Raw genomic sequence first — 19,627 nt, forward strand, 5'->3', positions numbered from 1 at the left:
CTCCTACACGTGAAGCCTGGCCATGGCCCCCTGCCCCGCCATGATGTTCACGCTGACGGCCACGATGAACACGTTGAAGAAGAACGCGATCACGCCGTGCATGAGCACCATCCGGCGTAGCTCGCGGCTGGTTACCTGGACGTCCGAAACCTGGAAGGTCATGCCGATCACCACCGCGAAGTAGGCGAAATCCCAGTAGTCGGGTTCGCCGCCGCCGGGGAACCGCAGACCCTTGTGCTCTTCGCCGTAGTCGCCGTAATAGCCGTGCGCGTAGTGCAGCGCGAACAAGGTGTTGAGGAAGGCCCAGCTGAGCATGATGCTCGCGGCGGAAACCACGATCGCGACCAGTCCGCCGGTCTTGCCGGCCTCCAGTTCGGTGCCCAGTGCCACCAGCACCACCGTCGAGATCGCCACGCCGCTCCACAGGATGCCCCAGCGCCCGGCGTCCTGGTGGCGCGCTTTCTTGCGCATGCTGGTTGGCGTGGCCGCGCTGAACTCCCACAGCTGCAGGCCCATGAACGCCAGCGCGCCGGCGTCGAAACCGAGCAGGAACGCCGGCGCCGGATGCATGCCCAGGCTCCATGCCGCAACCGCCACCGCCAGCAGCAGCGCGCCACCGACGGCCAGCGACGGACGCGCCCGCAGGGCGTGAAAGAGACTGCGGCGGTGGTGCTGCCGGCCGTGGGGAGCTGAACCACTCATCGGGCCTCTCGCCGTCGTTGCGTAACCCAGTGTGGCCGATGCGGCGAGCCGGGCACAACGATCGACGCCGAATCAGGCGCGCAGGTCCGCGAACTCCGGATGCCGGCGCAGCCACGAGGCGGCGTACGCGCAGGCGGGGATCACCGACCAGCCCTCGGCCCGCGCGGTTTCCATCGCGGCCTGGGTCAGCGCCGAGGCGATGCCGCGGCCTTCCACCGGCCCCGGCACGCCGGTGTGAGTGATCGTCATGACCTTTCCGGCGAGGCGGTAATCGAGCTCGCAAGGCTGGCCGTCCACCACGGTTTCGAAGCGCTGTGCGGCGGGGTCGTGGCGGATGTCGAAGCTCATGCCGTTGCTCGGGAAGGGAAAGCTGCGAGCTTACGGCTGACGGCGGCAAAACGCGCGTGAAGCGGGCGCGGGCGCGCGTTCGCGCGTCCTGAATGGCAACAGGCCCACACTGGTTCGTCCATCCGAACAAACGGGAGATCCGCCATGAAGAAATCCGCCTCCGCCACCTGGTCCGGCGGCCTGAAGGACGGCCAGGGCACCATCTCCACCCAGACTGGCGTGATGCGCGAGGCGCCGTTCGGCTTCAAGTCGCGTTTCGAGGACGGCCCCGGCACCAATCCGGAGGAACTGATCGGCGCGGCACTGGCCGGCTGCTTCTCGATGGCGCTGTCGCTGGGGCTGGGCAATGCCGGGCTGACGCCCGAGCGTATAGAGACCCGGGCCGAGGTGACGCTGGACAAGCAGGGCGACGGTTTCGCCATCACCACCATCGCCCTGAACTGCCGCGCCCGCGTGCCCGGCGCCGACGCCGACACGTTTCAGCGCATCGCGCAGGAGACCAAGCAGGGCTGCCCGGTATCGAAGGTGCTGCGGGCCGACATCTCGCTCGACGCCGCACTGGAGGGCTGACCGCAGGGGTGCGTAGGGACGGGCCTCGGCCCGCCCTACCGCACGACCGCGGCGGTTGAAGCCTACCTACGGTCAAGCCAGCAAGCGTCGGACCACCAGTTCCGGATCGGCTGCCATGACCCGGTTGCGGCCGGCATGCTTGGCCGCGTAGAGCGCCGCGTCCGCGCGCCGCAGCAGGGCCGCCACGTCGTGCTCGCCCGTCTCGGCCGCGGCGGTACCGATCGACACGGTCAACTGCAACAGATGCCCGTCGACCATCAACGGCGTGGACTCGACCGTGCCGCGGATGCGCTCGGCCAGCACCAGCGCCTGCTCCAGGCTGGTGTCCGGCGCCAGCACCACGAATTCCTCGCCGCCGATGCGCCCGATCACGTTGCCGGCGCGCAGCGTCGCCCGGATGCCGGCAACCAGCGCCAGCAGGACCTTGTCGCCGCCGCCATGGCCGAAGCGATCGTTGACGCTCTTGAAGTGGTCGGCGTCGATCATCAGCACGCCCAGCGGCCGCCCTCCGCGATTGACCTGGGAGAGCATCTGGGTGGCGCTTTCGGTCAGCGCCAGGCGGTTCTTCACGCCGGTCAGCGAATCGACCCTTGCCAGCAGGTGCAGCTCGCGCTGCAGCGTTTCGTTGTAGAGCAGCAGGAAACCGATGCTCAAGAACAGCGGCTGCATGCCCGAGAACAGCACGTAGAAATAATTGACCAGGGCCGGCTGGATGATGTCGGCCGGCGGATTCAGGTCGAACCAAAGCTGTCCGTTGCGCCACACCAGCAGCAGCGCCGAGGCCGAGCACATGACCAGCAGCACCACCCGCGCCCGTGAACTGCGCCGGGGACCGCCGCCCAGCAGTGCCCACATGCGCAGGGCGATGTCGGCCATGATCGCCGCCGAACCCCACAGCACGCGCACACGGTAGTCCGGCTCGACCACGCCGAACCAAGCCACGCCCAGCCAGCCGATCACGCCGATCGCCAGCGCCGTGCGCCAACGCAGCGGCGCACCCAGCAGCATGCGCAGTGCCACGACCGACATGCCCTGCGCCAGCAGGTTGAGCGCGTTGCCGCCCAGCACCAGCTGCGCCGGGTGCAGCCAGGCCTGCGCCGCCAGCATGCTCCAGCCAGCCGCTTCGACCGCCAGCGCGCCGGCGCGCAGCTTCAGGCTGGTGCGCGCCGAGCCCGGGCCGCCGTGCGTGCCGGCCCAGAGCAGGACGGCCAGCACCAGCGACTGGACGGCACTGATCAGCGACAGCGTTTCGATATGCATGGGCATGCTGGGCTCTCCCCGCGCCCGAACGTGACGATGGCTGCGCCGTGGAAGTCGCGTGTCCGCGATGGCGTCCTGGCGTGGTCGTCGCCCGTCGTATCGGCGCTGGCTGGCGCGACTTTAGCGTTGACAGCGATGCCGAGTCCGTTACTTTCCACGCAAAACGCCCAAACGGATGCCGGATGGCCACCCAGATCCCCACCCTCAACAGCTGCCTGCCCCGCATGACCGCGGGCGAAAAGCGCTTCGCCCAGCGGCTGGAACAGAAGCTGGAGGACGACTACCTGCTCTGGTACGACGTGCCGGTGGGCCTGAAGCAGCGGCGGCCGGATTTCGTCGTCTTCCACCCGCGCCGCGGCCTGCTGGTGCTGGAGGTGAAGGACTGGAAGGCCGAGACCATCCAGCACGCGGACAGCACCCAGTTCACGCTGGTCACCGACCGCGGCCTGGTGAAGGAGAACCATCCGCTGCTGCAGGCGCGCGCGTACGCGCTGGAGATCGGCGTGGTGCTCGAGCGCGACCCGGCGCTGCGTTACCCGGAAGGCCACCGCCACGCTGGCAAGATCATCATGCCGTGGGCCTGGGGCGTGGTGCTGGCCAACATCAGCCGCAAGCAGTTCGAGGACGGCGGGCTGGACGCGGTGATCCCCCCGCACCTGGCGATCTGCCGCGACGAGTTCTACGAGTCCGTCGAATCGGAGGACTTCCAGGAGCGGCTGTGGGCGATGTTCCCTTACGCCTTCCCGGTCGCGCTGACGCTGCCGCAGATCGACCGCGTGCGCTGGCACCTGTTCCCCGAACTGCGGGTGGAACCCGGCAGCGGCCAGTTTGGCCTGTTCGGCCCGACCGACGCGGCGGTGCGTCCGCTGCAGATCCCCGAACTGGTCAAGGTGATGGACGCCCAGCAGGAACAGCTGGCGCGCTCGCTCGGCGACGAGCACCGGATCATCCACGGCGTGGCCGGTTCCGGGAAAACCATGATCCTGGGCTTCCGCGCCATGCAGCTGGCGCGCGCGATGAACCGGCCGATATTGATCCTTTGCTACAACAAGACGCTGGCCGCGCGGCTGGAGCAGCTGATCGGCGAGCGCGGCCTGGCCGAGAAGGTGCAGGTCTACAACTTCCACAAGTGGTGCCACAAGATGCTCACGGCCTACCACGTGGAGCTGCCGCCGAAGGGTTCGGACGGCTTCTTCGGCCAGATGGTGGAGCGGGTGATCGACGGCGTCGACCGCGGGCAGATCCCGCGCTTCCAGTACGGTGCGGTGCTGGTGGACGAAGGCCACGATTTCGAGCCGGACTGGTACAAGCTGATCGTGCAGATGATCGACCCGGCCACCAACTCGCTGCTGGTGCTCTACGACGACGCGCAGAACATCTACGGCAAGGCCGACCGTCGCAAGGTCAGCTGGAAGAGCCTCGGCGTGCAGGCGCAGGGTCGCACCACCATCCTCAAGCTCAACTACCGCAACACGCTGGAAATACTGGCCGTCGCGCGCGGTTTCGCCAACGAGCTGCTCGATGCCCGCCCCGACGACGACGACGGCGTGCCGCTGATCGCCCCCGAGAGCGCCGGCCGCCGCGGCGCGGTGCCGGAGCTGATTCGCGTGGAGACCGCACCGGCGCAGCTCACCGTCCTCATCGCCCAGCTGCGCGACGAACACGCGCACGGACGGCCGTGGTCGGACATGGCGGTGATCTTCCGCAACCAGTGGGAGGGCGAGAAGCTCGCCGAGGCGCTGGCGCGCGAAGACATCCCCGGCCGACTGGCCGAGGGCCGCGGCAAGGGCGCGCTGTTCGCCGTCGGCGACACGGTCAAGCTCGTGACCATGCATTCGAGCAAGGGCCTGGAGTTCCCGTTCGTGATCATTCCCGGCCTGGGCTCGCTGCCCAAGGAAGGCAAGGACGAGGCCGAGGAAGCGCGCCTGCTCTACGTGGCGATGACCCGCGCCACCGAGCGGCTGGTATTGATCCACCACGACGACTCGGTGTTCAGCAAGCGCATCCGCGACGCGATCAACCAGGTGCAGGACCAATTGGTGGCGCTACCGGCCTGACGGGTTCCCGGTAGGAAAAAGCTCCACGTAGCGGCTTGCCTCTTCCGGGCGCACATCCCTGCGACCGATGCATGGCGGCCGCGCACAGGTGCCCTTCTACAGGGCTCCCATGCCTTTGGGCACACTCCCGCCCAGCTGGCAACCGCTAGGCTGGGGCTTTCGCTCCAGGGGAACCCACCGTGCGCAAAACCCTCCAGGCCACCCTGCTGGCCGCTTCGCTGCTGGCCGGCTTGGCGGCCCCTGCCTTCGCCGCCGACAAGCCCGCCGCCGAAGCCAGCCACGCCGACTTCCACCTGCCGCCCCTGCCCGACGACGCGCACGTGCAGCAGACCGCGCAGATCGACGGGCGCTCGCTCAAGTACACCGTCACCGTCGGCTCGCTGCCGGTGCGCGACGAGAAGGGCAACACCGTGGCCGAGGTGGTCTACACCGCCTACACCATGGGCGGCGGCGATCGACCGGTGACCTTCGCGCTCAACGGCGGCCCTGGCGCCTCCTCGGTGTACCTCAACCTCGGCGCGATCGGCCCCAAGCGCGTGGCCTTCGGCGTCGAGGGCAACAACCCTTCCGATCCGGCCACCCTGCACGACAACCCCGGCAGCTGGCTGCCCTTCACCGACCTGGTGTTCATCGACCCGGTCGGCACCGGCTTCAGCCGCGCCCTGGTGGAGGACAAGAAGGCCACCGAGCTTTTCTACAGCACCGACAACGACATCAAGTACCTCTCGCGCATCGTCTACGACTGGCTGGTGAAGAACGGCCGCCTGCAGTCGCCCAAGTACCTGGTCGGCGAAAGCTACGGCGGCTTCCGCGGCCCGCGCATCACCGACTACCTGCAGACCCAGCTGGGCGTCGCGATGAAGGGCGTTGTGCTGGTGTCGCCCTACCTGGACCCGGCCGCCTCCAACGACGAGAACGTCTCGCCGCTGCCGTGGATGCTGACCCTGCCCTCGATCGCCGCGGCGCACCTGGAACGCGAGCACAGGTTCAGCCCCGAAGCGATGGCGCAGGTGATCGAGTACACGCGCGGCGAATACGCCACCGACCTGATGCGCGGCCGCTCCGATCCGCAGGCGACCGAGCGGGTGATCAGGAAGGTCACCGAGCTGACCGGGCTGGACCCTCTGTTCGTGCGCCGCTCCGGCGGACGCCTCGAGACACAGGCCTACCTGCGCGAGGTCTACCGCGCCCAGGGCAAGCTTGGCAGCCGCTACGACTCCAACGTCACCGCGTGGGATCCCTTCCCCTACGCACCGCGCCAGCGCACCGGCGACCCGATCCTGAACGGCATCATCGCGCCGACCACCACGGCGATGGTCGACTTCGTCACCCGTACCGTGGGCTGGAAATACTCCGGCCGCTACAACGCGCTCAGCTACGACGTGAACCGCCTGTGGCACGAGGACGACGACGCCATCGAGGGTTCGGTCTCGCAGTTGCGCGAATCCGTCGCCAACGATCCGGGCCTGCGCGTGCTGATCGCACATGGGTGGGACGATCTCTCCTGCCCGTTCATGGCCTCGGTGCTGATCGTCGACCAGATGCCGCCGATGGGCGATGCGACCCGCGTGCAGGTGAAGAGCTACCCCGGCGGCCACATGTTCTACGCCCGGCCGGACAGCCAGGCGGCGCTGCTCAAGGACGTCAAGGCGCTCTACGGCGCGCGCTGATGATGTAGGTTGGGATGCGCCAGACGAGCGCATCCCAACCACCATCGGTGCCCTGCCATGACCGAGCTGCTCACGCCCGACCTCCTCGCCGCCCAGCCGCTCGATCACGCGCTCGCGCTTTCGGCTCGCTGCTACACCGATCCGCGCATGCCGGCGCTCGATGCCCGGGCCGTGTTCGCGAAGAGCTGGCAGCTGGTCTGCCACCAGTCGCAGCTGGCTGGCGTGGGCGACCACCTGGTTACAAGCATCGCCGGCCTGCCGATCGTCGTCGTGCGCAGCGATGAGGCGACCATCCGTGCCTTCCACAACGTGTGCCGCCATCGCGCCGGGCCGGTTGCCAGTTGCGACGGCAAGGGCGCGACCGCGTTGCGCTGCCGCTACCACGGCTGGACCTACGGCCTGGACGGCGTCCTGCGCGGTGCGCCCGAGATGGGCCGCACGCCCGACTTCGATCCCTCGACGATCCGGCTGCCCGAGGCACGCGTGCAGGTGTGGCAGGGCCTGGTCTTCGTCGCCACCGGCGAGGCGCCGCCGTTCGCCGGATTCGTCGAAGGCATCGACGCGCGCCTGGGCGAGGGCCGCTCGCTGGCCGGCTTCGAGTTCCACCACCGCGCCAGCTGGGAGGTCGCCTGCAACTGGAAGGTGTACGTGGACAACTACCTGGAGGGCTACCACGTGCCGCACATCCACCCGGGCCTGAACAGCGTGCTGGACTACCGCAGCTACGTCACCGAGACCGCGCAGTGGTACTCCTACCAGTTCAGCCCGCTGGAAAGCGCCGACGAGCTCTACGGCAGCGGCGAGGCGCTGTACTACTTCCTCTATCCCAACACGATGCTCAACATCCTGCCCGGGCGTCTGCAGACCAATCGCGTGCTGCCGCTCGGGGTGGACCGCTGCCGCGTGGAGTTCGACTTCTACTACGCGCCGGACGCGAGCGAAGAGGCCCGCGCCCGGCGCGAGCGCGACATCGCCTTCAGCGACGAGGTGCAGGACGAGGACGTGACCATCTGCGAGGACGTGCAGCGCGGGCTTGCGTCCGGTTCCTACGAGAGCGGCCGCCTCAACCCGCTGCGCGAGAACGCCGTCCACCATTTCCACGAACTGCTGCGCCGCGCCTACCGCGAGCACGCGTGAGCAGCCCCTCCGCCGCGGCTTCACGCCCGCTCGGCCAGCTGGCCCTGATCGCTCTGGTGGTCGGCAACATGATCGGCTCGGGCGTGTTCCTGCTGCCCGCGGCGCTGGCGCCGTTCGGCGCGGCGAGCCTGCTGGGCTGGGGGCTGACGCTGGCCGGCGCGCTGCTGCTGGCACTGGTATACGCCTGGCTGGCGCGCGCGATCCGCAACCACGGCGGTGCCTACGGTTACGCGCGGCGCGCGTTCGGCGACGGCGTCGGTTTCGTGGTGGCATGGAGCTACTGGGTCTGCACCTGGAGCGCCAACGCGGCGATCGCGGTGGCCTTCGCCGGCAGCCTGGGCGCGCTGTGGCCGGCCGCCACCGCCACGCCGGCTCTTTCCGCCGCCTGCGCGCTGGGCGCGTTGTGGCTGTGCACCGCGGTGAACCTGGCCGGCGTGCGCGAGGCGGCGCGCATGCAGATGCTCACCACCCTGCTCAAGCTGGTGCCGCTGGTGTTGTTCGGCCTGGTCGGCCTGGGCTGGGTGCATGCCGGTGCCTATCGACCGTTCAATCCGAGCGGCCTGCCGCTGCTGGGCGTCACCACCTCGGTGGCCGCCCTCACGCTGTGGGCCATGCTCGGCTTCGAGGCGGCCACGGTGCCGACGGGCGTGGTGCGCGACCCGGAACGCACGGTGCCGCGCGCCACCGTGATCGGCATGCTGGTCGCAGGCCTGGCCACGATGCTCGCCTGCACGGTGGTGATCGGATTGCTGCCGGCCGACGAATTGCGCCGCTCTGCCGCGCCGATGGTCGCCGCGGCGGCGCGCGTGTGGGGACCGGCCGCGGGCCTCGCACTGGCCGCCGTGGCGACGATCTCCTGCTTCGGCGCGCTCAACGGCTGGGTGCTGCTGCAGGCCCAGACGCCACTGGCCGCGGCGCAGGATGGCCTGTTCCCGGCGCGCTTTGCCCGGCTCGACGCGCGCGGCACGCCGGCCTTCGGCCTGGTGCTGGGCAGCGGCCTGGCCAGCGCGCTGATCGTGGCCAACTACAGCCGCACGCTGGTCGCGCTGTTCACCTTCTCGATCCTGTTGTCCACCGCCACCACGCTGCTGCCCTACGTGGTGAGCGTGCTGGCCTGGTGGCGGATCGAGCCGGCCGCGCGCTGGTGGCGGCGGCTGGTCGCCGCCGGCGCGCTCGCCTATGCGTTGTGGGCGCTGGCCGGCACCGGCATCGAGTCGCTGATGTGGGCGGGCGTGCTGGTGGCGATGGGGCTGCCGGTACTGCTGTGGCAGCGCCGGCGCTCGGCCATTCCGTAGGCGGCGCTACGGCGTCGCGGCCTGCCAGCGCAGCCAGTCGATGACCGCCGCGACCGCCGGGCGCGGTCGCGCGTCGTCGGCGCGCACGATCCAGTAGGCCGTACCCAGTGGTACCTCCAGCGCACCAAACGGGCGCACCAGCGTCCCGGCCGCGAGTTCCTCGGCCACCAGGCGATGGCGCGCCAGCGCCACGCCCTGTCCCTGCTGCGCGGCCCGCAGCACGAGGTCCGACGACGCATAGCGCGCGCCACCCTGCAGCGACAGCCTGGCCGGCCCGTGCGCCCGCCGCCAGGACTCCCACGCCGCCTGCGGGTCGCGGTCGTGCAGCAGGCGCAATCCGGCCAGCTGGTCAGGCCGCGAGGGGCAGCCGTGGTCCTGCCAGTAGGCAGGGCTCATCACCGGGTACAGCGCGTCGCCCATCCATGGCTCGCAGTGCAGCTCCGGCCAGGGGCCCTGCCCCATGCGCAATGCCACGTCCATGCGGCCATCGGCGAAACCTTCGAGCTTCTGGTCGACAAGCACCGACAGCTCGATCTTCGGATGCGCCTTCTCGAACGACGGCAACCGGGGCAGCAGCCAGCGGATCGCGAACGAGGGCGTGGTCGACAGCGCGACCGCATGTGCAGGCCGCGCCTCGCGCAACACCGCCACCGCACGTTCGATCTCGCCCAGCCCCGCGCAGACGGCCCGGCCCAGCGCTTCACCCTGCGGCGTGAACGCCAATCCCGCGCGGCCTGCGCCGGCGTGCAGCAGCGGCACGCCCAGCCAGCGGTCGAGCTCGCGCAGATGGCGGCTCATTGACGAATGGGCCATCCCCAGTTCGCGCGCCGCGGCGCGCACGCCACGGTGCTGGTAGACCAGGGCGAAGGCGCGCAGGGCGTTCAGGGGCAGATCCATGGTCGGAATTCTAGACCATAGCCGACACCCTTCCGGCCACCGAAAAGCGTCACGCTGTGGATGCTGCTTGATGACAGCGCCACCACGGGGACGCCATGCACGACCTGCTCGCCTGCGCCGGCCTGCTGTTTGCCGCCGCGATCACGCCCGGACCAAACAACCTGGTGGTGCTGCGCGCGTCAGGCCACGGTGGCGTGCGCGCGGCCGCCGGCGCGATCGGTGGCATCGTGCTCGGCGGACTGGCCCTGCTCGCCGTGGTCGCGACCGGCGCCGGCGCACTGCTGTCGACGCACGCCACGCTGCGCAAGACGCTCGCCGCGCTCGGCGCCGCCTACATGGCATGGCTGGGCATGCGCCTGCTCGGGAGCACGCCCGGCCGGGCATCCGCCGGCGCGATGGTGCTGCCCACGGGCGCGCTCGGCCTGTTCGGCTTCCAGTTCCTCAATCCCAAGGGCTGGGCGATGGTCACGGCGATCGTCGCCGCCCGCCCCGTCGCCGATGCGGCCGGCTACCTGCCGCTTGCCCTGCTGTTCACCGCCATTCCGCTGGCCTGCCTGCTGTTGTGGGGTTTCGCTGGCCAGCGGCTCGCCGCGCACCTGGCGCGTCCGCGTTCGCGCCGGCGCATCGATGCCGCCATGGGCGTGCTGCTGCTCGCCAGCGCGGTGCTGCTGCTCGTCGATCTTTGACTTGCTGGAGAGAACGCCATGACCCACCGTCCCCTTCGCTTCCTTGGCCTGTCCGGCAGCCTGCGCCGCGCATCCTGGAACCGCCGCCTGCTGCAGTCCGCCGCCGGGCTGGCGCCGACCGGCGCCACGATGGAGGTCTACGACGCACTGGGCAGCGTGCCGCTGTTCGACGAAGACCTGGAGCACGCGTCGCCAGACGGAGTGCCCGGCGTGCGCGCGCTGCGCGAGGCGATCGCCGCGGCCGACGGTCTGGTGATCGCCACGCCGGAGTACAACCACGCCTTGCCCGGCGTGCTGAAGAACGCACTGGACTGGCTCTCGCGCGAAGACGCGACACTGGCCGATATTCCGGTCGCCGTGCTCGGCGCCAGCAGCGGCCCCTGGGGAACGCGGCTGGCACAGGCTTCGCTGCGTCAGGTCCTGCATACCTGCGGCGCGCTGGTGATGCCCTCGCCCACGCTGTTCATCGCCCATGCGGCGGAACGCTTCGATGCGCATGGCGCACTCGCCGATGAGGCGACACGAGCGGCGTTGCAACGGTTCATGGGCGCCTTCGCCGGATGGGTCCATCGCGTCGCGCCATCCAGTGTGGAAGCGGGCGCTGCGTGATCCGGCAACGCAACGTACGGTGAACGGCGGACGCGCAAAACGGGCGACGGGGACGTCCCGTGAACAAAGCCGTTGATAGCTTGCGAGAGATGTATGGATTTACCCGTGCCACCGACGACCTTTCCCTCAGCGCATCGCCCGTCCGGCCGGCGCGCGATGCCTGGAAGGACAACGCCCGCCTGGCCCTGATCACGCTGGTGGTGTTCGGGCACAGCCTGGAGCCGTTGCGCGGCATCGCCTCAATCGATGCGCTGTATCGCTTCCTCTACCTGTTCCACATGCCGGCGTTCGCCTTCCTGTCCGGGGCGGTGGCGCGGACGGATGTCGACGTGAAGCTGCTCAAGCGGATCACCTTCCAACTGCTGCTGCCTTACCTGCTGTTTCAGGCGTTGTATGCGCTGGCCGCGCAGACACCCGGCTGGCCCGATGCCGGGCCCAGGGGCGTGACCACACCGTATTGGCTGCTCTGGTATCTGCCGAGCCTGGCGGCCTGGCGCCTGCTGCTGCCGTTGTTCACGCGACTGCGCCATCCGCTCCTGCTGGCCTGCCTGTTCGCGCTGATGGCCGGTTGGGCGGACGACGTGGGTTACCGCATGTCGCTCTCGCGCACGGCCTCGTTCTTCCCGTTCTTCCTGATCGGACACATGTACGCGCCGGAATGGCGCGAGCACCTGCGCGGTCCGCTGGTGCGCGCACTGGCGCTCGCCACGCTGCTCGCGCTGGGCTGGGCGGCCAGCGCCGTGCCCGATCCGCGCTGGCTCTATGGCAGCAACGGCTACGCCGCGCTGGGCGTGGACAACGCCGCCGGCACGCTGTGGCGCATGCTGCGGCTGGGCGCGGGCGTCGCCGGCAGCGCGGCCTTCCTTGCCCTGGTCCCGCGCCGCGAGTTCGCCGCCACGACGGCGGGCGGGCGCAGCCTGCAGGCGTATCTCGCGCACGGCTTCATCGTGAAGTTCGCGGTGGCCGCAGGCCTGTTCGCCTGGCTGGACGCCAGCGCGCCGCCACTGGTCAATGCGCTGGTGTTGCTGCTGGCCGCCGGGTTGCTGGTGCGCCTGCTGGCCAGCGCGCCGGCCGAGCGCCTGCTGAGTCCGCTGACCAGCCCGCAATGGCTGGAGCGGTTCCTGTGGCGGGTGCCGGCCGCCGAGGAACTCAAGTCACCGGTGCGGCCGCGGGCCTGAGCACGGCGACCTGCTGCTCCATCGTCTTGGACAGTTCCATGAGCCGGCGCGCGTAGTCCTGGAGGCGCCGATCCTCGTCCGTCTGCGGCTCCCAGCGCGGCACCGGCGTGGGCTTGCCGTCGGGACTGTCGAGCGCGACGAACACCATCACGCAACTGGTTGCCAGCCGCTGTTCGCCCTTGCGCAGGTCCTGCGCCAGCACGTCCACCGCCAGGTGCATGCTGCTGGTGCCGGTGTGGATCAGCCGCGCGCGCACCGTCACCAGATCCCCGATCAGGATCGGCGCGATGAACTGGATCCCGCTGACCGACACGGTCACGCAGTACGCGCCGCTCCAGCCGACCGCGCAGGCGTAGCCGGCCTGGTCGATCCATTTCATCGCCATGCCGCCATGCACCTTGCCGCCGAAGTTGACGTCGGTGGGCTGGGCGAGGAAGCGGAAAGTGACTTCGTTCTGCTGGCCGGGCATGGCTTTCTTGTGGTGTGGTGGCAGCGGCCGATTATGCCCGCGTCGAATCCGCGGCGAGTTCCAGCGCCATCGGCGTGGTGCGGACACCGGCGGGCGAGAAGCCTTCCGGCCCGGTCGCGACGAAGCCCAGGTGCTCGTACACCGGCACCGCGACGCGCGTTGCGTTGAGGGTGAAGCGGCGCGTGCCGGCGCGGCGCACTGCGTCGGCCATCGCCCGCCGCCACAGCCGGGTGGCGATCCCGCGGCCTTGGTAGCGGGTGCCGACGAAGAATTGCACCAGGTGGCAGTCATCGCGCATCCCGGCGATGCCGACCAGTACGTCATCCAGCCAGGCCAGGTGGAAGCGCTGGCCATCCCGCATGCGCTCGCGCAACGAGCGCGTGCCCAGGCGCGCCAGCAGTGCGTGGCCGGCCTCGTGCGATTGGTCGGGCAGGATCCACCGGCGCGCCACGCGCCGCGCGAGCACGCTGATGGCAGGCGCATCGTCGGGACCTCCCAGGCGCAGGTGCAGGGCCGGATCAGGCATGCGCAATCCCTGTCATCGGTGGAAGGGCAGTCTGCGTGGCCGGTCGACGGAACGCCACGGCTAAAGCGCCCCGGCAAACCAGCGCCAGATCAGCGCGACCACGCCGCTTCCCAGCAACACCCGTCCCATGCCCACCTTGAAGCGGAGCATGGCCAGCATCGCCGCGGCGGCGATCACGGCCGACGGCCACTGCAGCGTGGCCCAGTCGGGATGCTCCAGCCGCAGCCAGCCGAACTCACGCTCATCCACGTGGCCGAACACGGTGTGGAGGGTGAACCAGACCGACAGATTCAACACCACGCCCACCACTGCGGCGGTCACGGCCGACAGTGCCGCATGCAGCGCGCGATTGCTGCGCAACGCCTCGATGTAGGGCGCGCCAAGGAATATCCAAAGAAAGCACGGCGCAAAGGTCACCCACGTGGTGAGCACCGATCCGGCCACGCCGGCGGCCAGCGGCGACAATCCGGTCTGGTGGTAGTAGGCGCCGAGGAAGGCGACGAACTGCACCACCATGATCAGCGGCCCGGGCGTCGTTTCGGCCAGGGCCAGGCCATCGAGCATCTGCCCCGGCGTGATCCAGTGGAAGCCGACCACGGCGCGCTGCGCGATGTAGGCCAGCACCGCGTAGGCGCCGCCAAAGGTGACCACGGCCGTCTGGCTGAAGAACAGCCCCTCGCGCGCCAGCACGCTCTGGCGTCCGAACGCGGCGATCACCGCTAGCACGGGTATCCACCAGATCGCCAGCCATGTCACCAGTACCCGCCAGGCGCGTGACGTCGAGGGACGCGTATGCGTCAGCCGCCCCTCGCCCAGCAGGCGGTCGATCAGGAAGCCGGACGATGCATCGGCCTCGGATGACCCCGGCGCCGGGAAGTCGTGCGGCGCCCACCAGCGCCCCAGCAGGCCACACAGGCCCGCGCCGAGCACGATCAGCGGGAACGGCACCCGGAAGAAATAGATGGCCACGAAGGCCAGTGTGGCGATCGCGACCATGATGCGGTTCTTCAGCGCCTTGCTGCCGATCCGGATGACTGCCTCGACCACGACTGCCAGCACGGCGGCCTTCAGTCCGAGAAAGACCGCCAGAACCAGCGGGACCTGGCCGTACAGCGCGTAGACGATGCTCAGCGCGAGGATCGTCACGAAACCCGGCAGCACGAACAGCACGCCTGCGACCAGCCCCCCGGCGGTACGGTGCAGCATCCAGGCGATGTAGATCGCCAACTGCGTCGCCTCCGGTCCCGGCAGCAACATGCAGTAGTTGAGGGCGTGCAGGAAGCGCGCGTCGCTGATCCAGCGACGCGTGTCCACCAGTTCGCGATGCATCAGGGCAATCTGGCCGGCCGGGCCACCGAAGCTGAGCAGGCCGATCTTCGCCCACACGCGGGTGGCCTCGCGCAGCGAAACCGGCGGGAAGGTTTCTGCTTCCGGGACAGCCCGCTCGTTCATCGGCTGAGATCCGCCAGGGTGGGAAGCGCTCGGCGCGGCGGCAAGTCCACCACGTCGGCAGTGTTATAAGCGCCGCATCCTACGCCAGTGTGAAGCCCGGAGAACGGTGGTTATGACGCCTGGATGCCTTCGGTGCCGGTCCGTCGTCCTCGGCCTGGCGATCGTACTGCTGGCCGTCGCCTCGAACGCCTCTGGCCAGGCGACGCATGCCTTGCCGCTCGACACGGTCGCCGATGCGCCGCTGACCGGTCGCACCACGCGCTGGGATTACGCCAGCCTGGACCGCGTGCGCCACCGTCTGTTCCTGGCCCACCTGGGTGACGGCGTGGTGACCGCATTCGATACGCGCGCCCAACGGGTCGTCGCCGACATCCCCGGCGTCAGCAGCGTGCATGGCGTGCTGGCGATTCCCCAACTGGATCGCGTCTACGCCTCGGCGACCGGCACGGACGAAGTGGTGGCGATCGATGCCACGAGCCTGAAGATCCTCGCCCGTGTACCGACGGGCGACTACCCCGATGGCATGGCCTACGCACCGGGCGCGCGCAAGCTCTACGTCTCCAACGAGCACGGCGGCAGCGATACGGTGATCGACGTGCGCAGCTACCGGCGGATCGCCACCATCCCGCTGGGCGGCGAGGTGGGCAACACGCAGTACGACCCGGTTTCCGGGCACGTCTTCGCCAACGTGCAGACGCGCCGCATGCTGGCCGAGATCGACCCGGCCACCGACAAGGTCGTCGCGCGCATTCCGTTGCCCGGCGCCGAAGGCAACCACGGCCTCTACATCGACGCGCCCGCGCGGCTCGCCTTCATCGCCTGCGAAGACAACGGCAGGCTACTGGTGCTCGACCTGCGCAACCGCCACGTGATCGCATCCTTCCCGGTGGGCGAGGGACCCGACGTGCTCGCCTTCGACCCGGGACCGGGCTGGCTCTACGTCGCCAGCGAGTCGGGCGAGTTGGCGCTGTTCGAGGTGAAGGGTCGCACCGTGCGTGCATTGGGACAGGGGATCCTTGGCCCGAACGCGCACGTGGTCGCGGTGGACCCGGCCACGCACCGGGCCTACTTCCCGTTGAAGGACTGGAAGGGCAAGCCCGTGCTGCGGATCACCGAACCGGCGTCCGCTGCCCCGCGCAAGTAACCTCAGCGGCGGTTGTGGAGGTGCCGCAGGCTGTCCTCCCACGGCGAGGCCTGGGCGTGCAGGCGCAGCAGCCAGCAGCCATGGATGTCGGCGCGGCGGGCGAAGTCGAACGGAATGCTCGGGGCGCTCCAGTCCTCGATGGTGAAGCGCTCCTCCAGCGCCGCCGTGTCCAGCTTGAAGCGACGGAAGTTGTTGGAGAACACCACCACGCCGTCGCTCGCCAGCCGGTCGGCGCAGGCCAGCAGCAGCGCCGCGTGGTCGCGCTGCACGTCGAAGTCCTCGGCGCGCTTGGAGTTGGAGAAGGTCGGCGGGTCAACGTAGATCAGCCCGTAATGGCCGCGATCGGCGCGCAGGAAGCTCGTGGCGTCGGCCTGCACCAGCCGATGTGCCGCACCGGTGAAGCCGTTGAGCGCCAGGTTGCGCGAGGCCCATTCGAGGTAGGTGCCGGAGAGGTCCACGCTGGTGGTGTCACGCGCGCCACCGGCGGCGGCGTACACACTGGCCGTGGCGGTGTAGGCGAACAGGTTGAGGAAGCGTTTGTCACGCGCCAGCTCGCGCAGCTTGGACCGCACCAGCCGGTGGTCGAGGAACAGGCCGGTATCGAGGTAGTCGGTGAGGTTGACCAGGAAGCGCAGGCCGCCTTCCTCCACCTCGTGGAACTCGCCGCGCTGGTCGAAGCGGCCGTACTTGGCGCCGCCCTTGCCGCGCTCGCGCGTCTTCAGCGCGATGCGCTCGCGCGGCACGCCGAACACTTCGCCGGCCACGCGCACGATCTCGCGCAGGCGCGTGCGCGCCACCTCGACCGGCACGTCGGCGGGCGCGCGGTACTCCTGGACGTGCAGCCAGGGCTCCTCGCCCGCGCGGCCGTAGACGTCGATCGCCGCGGCGTACTCGGGCAGGTCCTGGTCGTAGGCGCGCCAGCAGAAGATGCCTTCGCGCGCCAGCCGCTTGCGCTGGTGGCGCACGGTCTTTTCCAGGCGGTTCTTCAGCATTTCCGCGCCGGGGGAGAGTGGCTTGCGCTCGCGTGGCGCGCTTTCCTTCGCGGACAGGTCGAAGGTAAGCAGCACCGTCTCCAGCGCGCCGTTGTAGAGCACATAGCGCTTGTTCGCGTGCAGTCCCAGCGCGCGGCCGAGTTCGGCATCGCCCGCCAGCACCGCGGCGCGCCAGCCGGTGAAGCGCGCACGCAGCGCGTCGCCCAGCGCGCGGTAGAGCTGGGGCATCTGCGCGCGGTCGCCCAATCGCTCGCCGTAGGGCGGGTTGGTGATGACCAGGCCACGGGTCTGGCCGGCCGGCGGCGCGGCGTGCGCGACGTCGTGCTTTTCCAGCGTGAGGAACCCGGCCACGCCGGCTTCCTGCGCGTTGCGCTTGGCGGTCTGCACCATGCGCGGATCGGCGTCGGAACCGAAGAAGGCTGCGCGCAGATTGCGCAGGCCAGCCTCGGCGCGCTGCCGGGCCTCTTCCAGCAGCCCGCGCCACAGCGCGATGTCATGCTGCTTCCAGCCGAGGAAGCCGAAGTACTCGCGGCGCAAGCCCGGAGCCGAGTCCGCGGCCATCAATGCGCCTTCGATCAACAGCGTGCCGGATCCGCACATGGGATCGAGCAGCGCGCCGCCCTCGGCATACACCTCCGGCCAACGCGCGCGCAGCAGCATCGCGGCGGCGAGGTTTTCCTTCAGCGGCGCCTCGCCCTGCTGCTCGCGCCAGCCGCGGCGGTGCAACGGACTGCCGGCCAGGTCGAGCGAGAGCGTGGCGCGGTCGCGCTTCAGGCGCAGGTTCAGGCGGACGTCCGGTTCCTCAGTATCCACGCCCGGGCGCGCGCCTTCGCGCTGGCGGAACTGGTCGACCACCGCGTCCTTGACGCGCTGGGCGATGAACTGGCTGTGCGTGAGCTTGCTCAACGCGGTATGCGCATCGACCGCCAGCGTGCCTTGCGGCGCCAGGTGCTCCAACCAGTCGATCGACTGCACGCCCGCGTAGAGCGCCTCGTCGTCCGCCGCATCGAACTCGGCCACCGGCAGCAGGATGCGGCTGGCCAGGCGCGACCACAGGCAGGCGCGGTAGGCGGTTTCCAGCGTGCCGGTGAAGCGCACGCCGGCAAGCGACTCGTGCGCCTCGGCGGCACCGAGCGCGAGCAACTCGTCGCGCAGCAGGTATTCCAGGCCCTTGGGGCAGGTGGCGAAGAAGTTGCTCATGCCAGCGTGTCCAGAAAGAGGGCGAACTGGCGTTCGATCGCCGGCAGGCTGCTGCCCAGTCGATGGTCGTCGTCGAGCACCAGCAGCGGCAACTGGCGGCGGGCGGCAAAGGTGTAGACGCCATCCAGCGGACAGACCTCGTCGCGCCAGCCGTGGATCAGCAGGGTGGGCACGTCCTGGCGTGCATCCAGCGCGGTCTCGACACCCGGGATCGCTTCCGGCGTGGCGAGCAGGAACAGGCCGGCGACCGGATGCTCCAGCGAGGCCAGCGCCGAGACGAACGCGCCCATGCTGGAACCGACCAGGATCGGCGGCGCCTTGCAGTCCGCGATCGCGGCATTCAGGCGCGCCAGGCGCGGCGCCACCGAACCGGCATGGCCGCGCGCGTCGTCCTGGCGATAGTCCGGCCGCTGCGTGCGCCAGCCGCGCGCCTCGGCGAGCGCCGCAAGGGCGCTGACCTTGGTGGCTTCCGGGCTGGAATCGGAGCCATGCGAAAGAAGGATCGTGCCGCGCATCGCTCGGAACTCCGGACCGCCGTGTGGACCGCGCATGATAGCCGGTGCCGTGCGAGACTTCCCTTCATGCCCGCGATCACCGACCTGCCGCTGCCTTATGTCGACTGCCTGCCGGAGCGGCCCGCCGAAGCGGTGACGCTGGTGGTGATCCACTGCACCGAGCTGCCGGACCTGGCCACGGCGCGCGAGTACGGCGAGAAGGTGCTGTACGAGAGCGGGGCCGGCAACAGCGGGCATTACTACATCGATCGCGACGGCACGATTTCGCGTTACGTACCGGGCACGCGCGTCGCTCACCACGTGCGGGGGCGCAACGCTGATTCGATCGGCATCGAACTGGTCAATCGCGGGCGCTACCCGGACTGGTTCGTGTCGGGCAACCAGACGATGGTGGAGCCTTATCCGCACGTGCAGGTGGAAGCACTGCGCGCTCTGCTTGCGCAGCTGCGGCATGAGTTTCCCAACCTGCGCGCCATCGCCGGGCACGAGGACCTCGATACCGCGCGCGTGCCGGCGAGTGATGATCCGGCAGTATTGGTGCCGCGCAAGCTCGATCCGGGTCCACTGTTTCCGTGGGACGCGATCGTTCCCGCGTGCAGGCTGGAGCGGGTTCGGGCCTGACCGGGCTTTTCCGCGAGCCTCGCCCCGCTTCGCTCCTGCCCTTCGCTCCTGCCCTTCGCTCCTGCCCTTCGCTCCTGCCCTTCGCTCCTGCCCTTCGCTCCTGCCCTTCGCTCCTGCCCTTCGCTCCTGCCCTTCGCTCCTGCCCTTCGCTCCTGCCTCTCGCTCCTGCCTTTCGCTCTCGCTTTGGCTGCTCTGAAAAGTGCGCGCAGGAAGCGCGCTGCTCTTCCGGGTCCCCTATGGCGCGGCGGGCGGGTGGCGGATCAGCCCGCAGGGTGGCCGACAGGACGCCGGCCAGTTTT

General features: G+C 69.7%; 19 protein-coding genes. 10 read left to right on the plus strand and 9 right to left on the minus strand.

The features are described 5' to 3' along the window. Nucleotides 1-3 precede the first annotated feature (3 nt). Together ACFWZ4_RS04635 and ACFWZ4_RS04640 are read right to left on the minus strand one after the other, a co-directional pair. Nucleotides 4-702: a DUF1345 domain-containing protein gene (locus ACFWZ4_RS04635; RefSeq protein WP_439703540.1), complete on the minus strand. Its 699-nt coding sequence runs from the start codon at nt 700-702 to the stop codon at nt 4-6. Nucleotides 703-774: 72 nt separating this feature from the next. After that, nucleotides 775-1,050 carry a GNAT family N-acetyltransferase gene (locus ACFWZ4_RS04640; protein ID WP_439703541.1) on the minus strand — a complete coding sequence of 92 codons (276 nt, stop codon included), beginning with the start codon at nt 1,048-1,050 and terminating at the stop codon, nt 775-777. Between the two features lie 144 nt (nt 1,051-1,194). On the opposite strand from ACFWZ4_RS04640, the gene ACFWZ4_RS04645 reads away from it, so the two are divergent. Then, entirely contained in the window at nt 1,195-1,620 is a 426-nt protein-coding gene (locus ACFWZ4_RS04645) for an OsmC family protein (RefSeq protein ID WP_439703542.1), read from the plus strand. A gap of 72 nt (nt 1,621-1,692) precedes the next feature. Here the strand turns inward: ACFWZ4_RS04645 and ACFWZ4_RS04650 are convergent, their stop codons facing one another. After that, nucleotides 1,693-2,886, minus strand: a complete 1,194-nt coding sequence (locus tag ACFWZ4_RS04650; protein ID WP_439703543.1) for a GGDEF domain-containing protein — start codon at nt 2,884-2,886, stop codon at nt 1,693-1,695. A 176-nt stretch (nt 2,887-3,062) separates the two neighbouring features. On the opposite strand from ACFWZ4_RS04650, the gene ACFWZ4_RS04655 reads away from it, so the two are divergent. The 4 genes from ACFWZ4_RS04655 (at nt 3,063) to ACFWZ4_RS04670 (ending at nt 9,039) form a co-directional block, all read left to right on the plus strand. Continuing rightward, nucleotides 3,063-4,937 carry a 3'-5' exonuclease gene (locus tag ACFWZ4_RS04655; RefSeq protein ID WP_439703544.1) on the plus strand — a complete coding sequence of 625 codons (1,875 nt, stop codon included), beginning with the start codon at nt 3,063-3,065 and terminating at the stop codon, nt 4,935-4,937. A gap of 179 nt (nt 4,938-5,116) precedes the next feature. Beyond that, entirely contained in the window at nt 5,117-6,607 is a 1,491-nt protein-coding gene (locus ACFWZ4_RS04660) for a S10 family peptidase (RefSeq protein ID WP_439703545.1), read from the plus strand. Between the two features lie 57 nt (nt 6,608-6,664). After that, on the plus strand, nt 6,665-7,744 hold the full coding sequence (locus ACFWZ4_RS04665; protein WP_439703546.1) for an aromatic ring-hydroxylating oxygenase subunit alpha: 1,080 nt from the start codon (nt 6,665-6,667) through the stop codon (nt 7,742-7,744). Next, on the plus strand, nt 7,741-9,039 hold the full coding sequence (locus ACFWZ4_RS04670) for an amino acid permease (protein ID WP_439703547.1): 1,299 nt from the start codon (nt 7,741-7,743) through the stop codon (nt 9,037-9,039). Before ACFWZ4_RS04665 ends, ACFWZ4_RS04670 begins: the two co-directional genes overlap by 4 nt. A gap of 6 nt (nt 9,040-9,045) precedes the next feature. Here the strand turns inward: ACFWZ4_RS04670 and ACFWZ4_RS04675 are convergent, their stop codons facing one another. Continuing rightward, nucleotides 9,046-9,936: a LysR substrate-binding domain-containing protein gene (locus tag ACFWZ4_RS04675; RefSeq protein ID WP_439703548.1), complete on the minus strand. Its 891-nt coding sequence runs from the start codon at nt 9,934-9,936 to the stop codon at nt 9,046-9,048. A 95-nt stretch (nt 9,937-10,031) separates the two neighbouring features. Between ACFWZ4_RS04675 and ACFWZ4_RS04680 the strand changes: the two genes are divergently transcribed. The 3 genes from ACFWZ4_RS04680 to ACFWZ4_RS04690 are packed head-to-tail and all read left to right on the plus strand — an operon-like array spanning nt 10,032 to nt 12,409. Further along, complete coding sequence (locus tag ACFWZ4_RS04680; protein WP_439703549.1) at nt 10,032-10,622, plus strand: LysE family translocator; 591 nt, start codon at nt 10,032-10,034, stop codon at nt 10,620-10,622. A gap of 18 nt (nt 10,623-10,640) precedes the next feature. Next, nucleotides 10,641-11,231, plus strand: coding sequence for an NADPH-dependent FMN reductase (locus ACFWZ4_RS04685; RefSeq protein ID WP_439703550.1), 591 nt, complete (start codon nt 10,641-10,643; stop codon nt 11,229-11,231). Nucleotides 11,232-11,290: 59 nt separating this feature from the next. Continuing rightward, entirely contained in the window at nt 11,291-12,409 is a 1,119-nt protein-coding gene (locus tag ACFWZ4_RS04690) for an acyltransferase family protein (RefSeq protein WP_439703551.1), read from the plus strand. Here ACFWZ4_RS04690 and ACFWZ4_RS04695 read toward each other — a convergent pair. The 3 genes from ACFWZ4_RS04695 to chrA are packed head-to-tail and all read right to left on the minus strand — an operon-like array spanning nt 12,381 to nt 14,856. Beyond that, nucleotides 12,381-12,878, minus strand: coding sequence for an acyl-CoA thioesterase (locus ACFWZ4_RS04695; protein WP_231321178.1), 498 nt, complete (start codon nt 12,876-12,878; stop codon nt 12,381-12,383). The genes ACFWZ4_RS04690 and ACFWZ4_RS04695 overlap by 29 nt on opposite strands. Before the next feature lie 31 nt (nt 12,879-12,909). After that, complete coding sequence (locus ACFWZ4_RS04700; RefSeq protein WP_439703552.1) at nt 12,910-13,404, minus strand: GNAT family N-acetyltransferase; 495 nt, start codon at nt 13,402-13,404, stop codon at nt 12,910-12,912. 60 nt (nt 13,405-13,464) lie between these two features. After that, entirely contained in the window at nt 13,465-14,856 is a 1,392-nt protein-coding gene (gene chrA / locus ACFWZ4_RS04705) for a chromate efflux transporter (RefSeq protein ID WP_439703553.1), read from the minus strand. Nucleotides 14,857-14,968: 112 nt separating this feature from the next. Here chrA and ACFWZ4_RS04710 point away from each other — a divergent pair, with 112 nt between their 5' ends. Then, the gene (locus ACFWZ4_RS04710; protein ID WP_439703554.1) at nt 14,969-16,000 is read left to right on the plus strand and encodes a YncE family protein; all 1,032 of its coding nucleotides are present in this window, start codon (nt 14,969-14,971) and stop codon (nt 15,998-16,000) included. 2 nt (nt 16,001-16,002) lie between these two features. Here the strand turns inward: ACFWZ4_RS04710 and rlmKL are convergent, their stop codons facing one another. Further along, nucleotides 16,003-18,192 carry a bifunctional 23S rRNA (guanine(2069)-N(7))-methyltransferase RlmK/23S rRNA (guanine(2445)-N(2))-methyltransferase RlmL gene (rlmKL, locus tag ACFWZ4_RS04715; protein ID WP_439703555.1) on the minus strand — a complete coding sequence of 730 codons (2,190 nt, stop codon included), beginning with the start codon at nt 18,190-18,192 and terminating at the stop codon, nt 16,003-16,005. After that, nucleotides 18,189-18,707, minus strand: a complete 519-nt coding sequence (locus ACFWZ4_RS04720; RefSeq protein WP_439703556.1) for an alpha/beta hydrolase — start codon at nt 18,705-18,707, stop codon at nt 18,189-18,191. The genes rlmKL and ACFWZ4_RS04720 overlap by 4 nt, the downstream gene beginning before the upstream one ends. Nucleotides 18,708-18,773: 66 nt before the next feature. Here ACFWZ4_RS04720 and ACFWZ4_RS04725 point away from each other — a divergent pair, with 66 nt between their 5' ends. Beyond that, nucleotides 18,774-19,328, plus strand: coding sequence for an N-acetylmuramoyl-L-alanine amidase (locus ACFWZ4_RS04725; RefSeq protein WP_439703557.1), 555 nt, complete (start codon nt 18,774-18,776; stop codon nt 19,326-19,328). Nucleotides 19,329-19,627: the final 299 nt, after the last annotated feature.

The organism is Frateuria sp. GZRe12, from assembly GCF_051900535.1.
Taxonomy (GTDB): domain Bacteria; phylum Pseudomonadota; class Gammaproteobacteria; order Xanthomonadales; family Rhodanobacteraceae; genus Frateuria_A.

Coding starts and splice junctions, on each gene's coding strand:
- ACFWZ4_RS04645 (WP_439703542.1), top strand. CDS start 1,195: ATGAAGAAATCCGCCTCCGCCACCTGGTCCGGCGGCCTGAAGGACGGC.
- ACFWZ4_RS04695 (WP_231321178.1), bottom strand. CDS start 12,878: ATGCCCGGCCAGCAGAACGAAGTCACTTTCCGCTTCCTCGCCCAGCCC.
- chrA (WP_439703553.1), bottom strand. CDS start 14,856: ATGAACGAGCGGGCTGTCCCGGAAGCAGAAACCTTCCCGCCGGTTTCG.
- ACFWZ4_RS04685 (WP_439703550.1), top strand. CDS start 10,641: ATGACCCACCGTCCCCTTCGCTTCCTTGGCCTGTCCGGCAGCCTGCGC.
- ACFWZ4_RS04640 (WP_439703541.1), bottom strand. CDS start 1,050: ATGAGCTTCGACATCCGCCACGACCCCGCCGCACAGCGCTTCGAAACC.
- ACFWZ4_RS04655 (WP_439703544.1), top strand. CDS start 3,063: ATGGCCACCCAGATCCCCACCCTCAACAGCTGCCTGCCCCGCATGACC.
- ACFWZ4_RS04700 (WP_439703552.1), bottom strand. CDS start 13,404: ATGCCTGATCCGGCCCTGCACCTGCGCCTGGGAGGTCCCGACGATGCG.
- ACFWZ4_RS04720 (WP_439703556.1), bottom strand. CDS start 18,707: ATGCGCGGCACGATCCTTCTTTCGCATGGCTCCGATTCCAGCCCGGAA.
- ACFWZ4_RS04710 (WP_439703554.1), top strand. CDS start 14,969: ATGACGCCTGGATGCCTTCGGTGCCGGTCCGTCGTCCTCGGCCTGGCG.
- ACFWZ4_RS04635 (WP_439703540.1), bottom strand. CDS start 702: ATGAGTGGTTCAGCTCCCCACGGCCGGCAGCACCACCGCCGCAGTCTC.
- ACFWZ4_RS04665 (WP_439703546.1), top strand. CDS start 6,665: ATGACCGAGCTGCTCACGCCCGACCTCCTCGCCGCCCAGCCGCTCGAT.
- ACFWZ4_RS04680 (WP_439703549.1), top strand. CDS start 10,032: ATGCACGACCTGCTCGCCTGCGCCGGCCTGCTGTTTGCCGCCGCGATC.
- ACFWZ4_RS04675 (WP_439703548.1), bottom strand. CDS start 9,936: ATGGATCTGCCCCTGAACGCCCTGCGCGCCTTCGCCCTGGTCTACCAG.
- rlmKL (WP_439703555.1), bottom strand. CDS start 18,192: ATGAGCAACTTCTTCGCCACCTGCCCCAAGGGCCTGGAATACCTGCTG.
- ACFWZ4_RS04650 (WP_439703543.1), bottom strand. CDS start 2,886: ATGCCCATGCATATCGAAACGCTGTCGCTGATCAGTGCCGTCCAGTCG.
- ACFWZ4_RS04725 (WP_439703557.1), top strand. CDS start 18,774: ATGCCCGCGATCACCGACCTGCCGCTGCCTTATGTCGACTGCCTGCCG.